Source organism: Paraburkholderia sp., from assembly GCF_035501035.1.
Classification (GTDB): domain Bacteria; phylum Pseudomonadota; class Gammaproteobacteria; order Burkholderiales; family Burkholderiaceae; genus Paraburkholderia.
Map to the genome: position 1 here is coordinate 1 of NZ_DATJWR010000374.1, position 4,178 is coordinate 4,178.

Genomic DNA, 4,178 nt, shown 5'->3' on the forward strand with positions numbered 1-4,178 from the left:
AAATATTGCGGCGCCGCGACCTACGAGAGACTGTTCGAGGCCCGAGGTTGTTGACGTCGGCGGTCGAATGTCCGTTTGCTGGCGGGGGAGCCGCCATCTGAATGTCCGGGCGACGCGCCGGATGACCGTCTCTTCATGGCCCAGACTGTGTCAAAACGCTTAGCCACTGGGAATTGAGGAAATCTGTGCCGGTGCGGATTGCCGCTTGTCGACTGCGACGAGCCGAAGGTCAAATCACAGCCGAACATATCGCAAAGGCTCAACAACTCCGCACGGGCGTCACGCCCGCATCGCCTTCATAACCGCTTCGGAACCGAGTAGTTTGATCACCCGCTTCATGTTGTACGCCAGCACGTGCAGGCTCATCTCCGTGCTCACTTTCTCGATGGTCCGTGTCAGGAAATGAGTGGCGCCCATCCATGCCTTGATCGTGCCGAAGGGGTGCTCGACAGTCTGTCGCCGGATGCGCATCATCTCAGGCGCATGATCAAGTCGCGCCTGCATCTCATCAAGAACAGCCTCGTGCTCCCAGCGTGTCACGCGACGTTGAGGACCCGGCGTGCAGTCCCCTTTTAGCGAACATTGCTGGCAATTAGAACTCCAGTACTTACTGATCGTCAGGCCGCGCTCAACGGTTGAGAATCGCTGTTACGTCGCGAACAATTCGAGGAGCCGTAGATGAGTTTGTCGCGCAATCGGCGAGGTGTAGTTTCAGAACATCACCGCGAGCAGCGCGAGACACAGCGGATGTGGGGATGGCCAGGATTGCTCTGATATCGTGCGATGTTTTCCGGACGCCGTACGAACATCAAGAACAAACTGGCCATGCACCGAATTGTATTTGCGTTTCTCACTTTCGAACAACATCTTCGCGCCGTCGTCGCCACACCCCAGTCATATCGTCCCGATTGTTGTCCGCATTGCGGCTTCGGTTGCCTGTGGGGGCATGGCTGTTACGACCGCAAGGCTGACCGCGGCGCCGACGGCGATCTCAATCCGCTTCCGATACCGCGTTTCCGGTGTCCGTCGTGTCGACGCACCTGTTCGCGCCTGCCGCTGTGCATCTGCCCGCGCCGTTGGTATGGCTGGGCGCTGCAGCAGCAGGTGCTGCTCCTGCTGATCGCGGGCGCCTCGCTGCGCCGTACCGCTGCGATCTTCGCGCTCGGGCATCACACCGTGCGGCGATGGTGGCAATGGCTGGAGACCAGGCATGAGCATTTCGCCTTTCATCTGCGCAGCCGGTTTGCATCGCTCGGACGCAGCGTGGGCTTCGCCACTTTCTGGCTCGCCTGTCTCCAGTTGATGCCACTGTGCGAAGCGATGGCCTGGCTCGATCACGACAGTGTCGCTGTCCCGTGATCGGGTAATTCCCGTTCGCTGCGCGACGGCGAAGTCTGCGCTGCAACGGGTACCCCACACACTTTGCTCACTGCCCGAGCTCGCGTATTGGCGGTTTCATATGGGTTCCTTCATTTTTACGGGGAACACCTATGAACGAAGTCGATCCGAAGGCCCTGTTTCGCCTGTCGGTGCTCGGTCCGCTTGTCAGCCGCGAACGGCTGGGCCACGGCGAGCTGCAGCAGATCGTCCAACAGCTCGCGCAGCAGGAATACGCCATTCCCGGCTCGCGCCGGCGTCATATCAGCGAGAAGACGCTGCTCAAGTGGTACTACGCATGGCGACGTGATGGTCTGACGGGACTCGCCGATCACGCCCGTACTGATGTGGGCCGCTCGAAGCTGCCTGAAGCCATACAGGGCGCCGTGCTCGCGGCCAAACGCGAGAACCCGCGCCGTTCGATCCGCCAGATCCGGCTGCTGCTGGAGGCCGCCGGCGTGGTGCCACGCGACACGCTCTCGCGCTGCGCGGTGCATCGTCTGCTCAAGGCGCACGGTATCTCACGCATTGCCGGTCCCGATGTTGTGCCTGAGGAGAAACGCAGCTTCGAGGCCGAGTATGCCGGTTCAATCTGGTACGGCGATGTGCTGCACGGCCCGACACTGTCCTTCGGCGGCAAGCGTACAAAGACGTACCTCGTGTCGCTGATGGATGATGCCTCGCGGCTGATCGCCCATTGCGCGTTCTGCACCTCGGAGACGGCGCTCGACATTGAAGGCGTGCTCAAGCAGGCGCTGCTCAGACGCGGCGTGCCGAAGACGCTCGTCGTCGACAACGGCGCCGCCTATCGTGCCTCAACGCTGCAGGGCATCTGCGCGCAACTGTCAATCCGGCTCGTGCATTGCCGGCCGTACCAGCCGACCAGCAAAGGCAAGCTCGAGCGCTGGCACCGCACGTTACGCGAACAGTTCCTTGCCGAACTCGACGCGACGCATATCCGTGACATGGCGGACCTGAACGCCCGGCTATGGGCATGGATCGAGCAGGTCTACCATCGCCGCAAACACGGTGCACTGGGCGAGCGCACGCCGCTCTCACGCTACCAGCAGGACCTGCCGCGCATCCGGCAGCTCGGCACACTGGCTGCGCGGCTGGACGAACTGTTCCTGCATCGCATCTCGCGCCATGTGCGTCGTGATGGCACCGTGTCGTTCAACGGCAAACGGTTTGAGGTCCCGTACGAGCTCACCGGACAGATGGTCTTGCTCGTGGTTGATCCGCACGCCGGCACCGTCCTACGCGTTGAGAGCCAGACCGGGCAGGCCCTGGGCCTCGCCACCGAACTGGATACGGTGGCCAACTGCACGCGCCGGCGGCAGCGGCCATCGACGCAACCTGCCACCCATGCCGCAGCATCAGGGCCGAACCTGCTCGAGCTCGTGCATCAGCGTCATTACCGCACGGAGGGCTGACCATGTACCGACAACACTTCGGCCTGCGCTGCGCGCCGCTGGACAAGGATTCGACGGACCTGTGGGACGATGGCGCGCTTGCCCAGCTCACCGAGCGCTTCCAGTGGCTGCTCACCAGTCCCGGTATCGGCTTGCTGACGGGCGAACCGGGCGTGGGCAAGACCGCGGCACTACGCCATCTCACTCGCAGCCTCAATCCGCATCGCTATCTCGTCATTTATCTCGCCGAAACGGAGTTCGGCCGCATCGACCTGTACCGGTCGCTTGCACGAGCGCTCGGACTGGAGCCCAGCTACCGGCGTGCCGACCTGTGGCGCGAGCTGAAGCAGCGCATCACCGAGCTCGTCGAGGGCAAGCAGTTGCTGGTGGTATGGATTATCGACGAGGCGCAGAACCTGCCCATCGAGTTCTTCCGCGACTTCCCGTCGTTCCTGAACTTCGCCTTCGATTCGCGCAACCTGCTCACCGTGTGGCTGGCCGCGCATCCGAATCTGGCCACCACGCTCGAACGTGCGCCCTATGCCGCGCTGTACGGACGTATCCAGGCGCGCGTGCAACTGAAGCCCGTGATCGAGCGCGAGCGCTTCGCGCAGTTGATCACGCACGCCCTGAAGAGCGCCGGCTGCACGCATACGCTGCTGGCCGACTCCGGGCTTGAGCTGCTACGGCAGGCTTCACGTGGTCTGCCGCGACACGCCGGGCGAATCCTGCGCACCGCGATGCAGCTGGCCGTGCCCCGGGGTCTGAATCATCTGCCCGACGAACTGCTGCAACAGGCCATCGAGGAATTCCGGTGAACAGCCGCGACAAACGTGCAAAGGCATCGCGCGCGGCGCCAAAGATCATGCCCCGTCCGCCGCCATTGCCCGAAATGAGCGACGAGGCCGCCGCCCAGATCCAGCAACTGCTTTGCGACTGGCTGCTGTGGTTTAGCGCAGCGTACAGCGAGCAGATCCGGCGGTGCAACGAGCCTTGGGCTGCGCCGCCGCCACCTCACCGCATCGACGATCCCTTCTGATCACGCAGCAGCCCCGGGCTCAAACAGCCGGGGCTGTGTTCGTTGCGCCGTCCATCAAATCATCCAATGCGCGATGACACGCGCGTCTACCTTCGCCGCATCTCGCGATCGATCAGGCACGGATTCTGCCCGATCAGCCCGCGACAACCGGCGCCGTCTCGCCTCGAATATCTCGCGATGCCGTACCTCGTTTAGCGTGAGACGTAACACCAATGAGCGGGGCAAAAACAGCTTGTTCATGGCATCCGCAGATATTTGCTTCGTCTGGCGGCAGCCCGTCACCAACCAGGCTGGCGGCGGGCTGCCCTTCAAAACCGACGCTTAACGGCTAGCGTTGACGGGCGTCACTT

General features: G+C 62.8%; 4 protein-coding genes and 1 pseudogene. 4 read left to right on the top strand and 1 reads right to left on the bottom strand.

Annotation, left to right across the window (positions count from 1 at the left end; translation table 11 throughout):
- Nucleotides 1-279: 279 nt before the first annotated feature.
- Nucleotides 280-645, bottom strand: a pseudogene (locus VMJ11_RS27160) (transposase); the annotation flags it as partial.
- Between the two features lie 180 nt (nt 646-825).
- Here VMJ11_RS27160 and VMJ11_RS27165 point away from each other — a divergent pair.
- The 4 genes from VMJ11_RS27165 to VMJ11_RS27180 all read left to right on the top strand — a co-directional run bounded on the left by VMJ11_RS27165 (nt 826) and on the right by VMJ11_RS27180 (nt 3,828).
- Complete coding sequence (locus tag VMJ11_RS27165) at nt 826-1,359, top strand: DUF6431 domain-containing protein (RefSeq protein ID WP_325623553.1); 534 nt, start codon at nt 826-828, stop codon at nt 1,357-1,359.
- A 131-nt stretch (nt 1,360-1,490) separates the two neighbouring features.
- Nucleotides 1,491-2,810: a DDE-type integrase/transposase/recombinase gene (locus VMJ11_RS27170; protein WP_325623555.1), complete on the top strand. Its 1,320-nt coding sequence runs from the start codon at nt 1,491-1,493 to the stop codon at nt 2,808-2,810.
- 2 nt (nt 2,811-2,812) lie between these two features.
- Nucleotides 2,813-3,607 carry an ExeA family protein gene (locus tag VMJ11_RS27175; RefSeq protein WP_062826882.1) on the top strand — a complete coding sequence of 265 codons (795 nt, stop codon included), beginning with the start codon at nt 2,813-2,815 and terminating at the stop codon, nt 3,605-3,607.
- Between the two features lie 47 nt (nt 3,608-3,654).
- Nucleotides 3,655-3,828: a hypothetical protein gene (locus VMJ11_RS27180; RefSeq protein ID WP_325623557.1), complete on the top strand. Its 174-nt coding sequence runs from the start codon at nt 3,655-3,657 to the stop codon at nt 3,826-3,828.
- Nucleotides 3,829-4,178 lie beyond the last annotated feature (350 nt).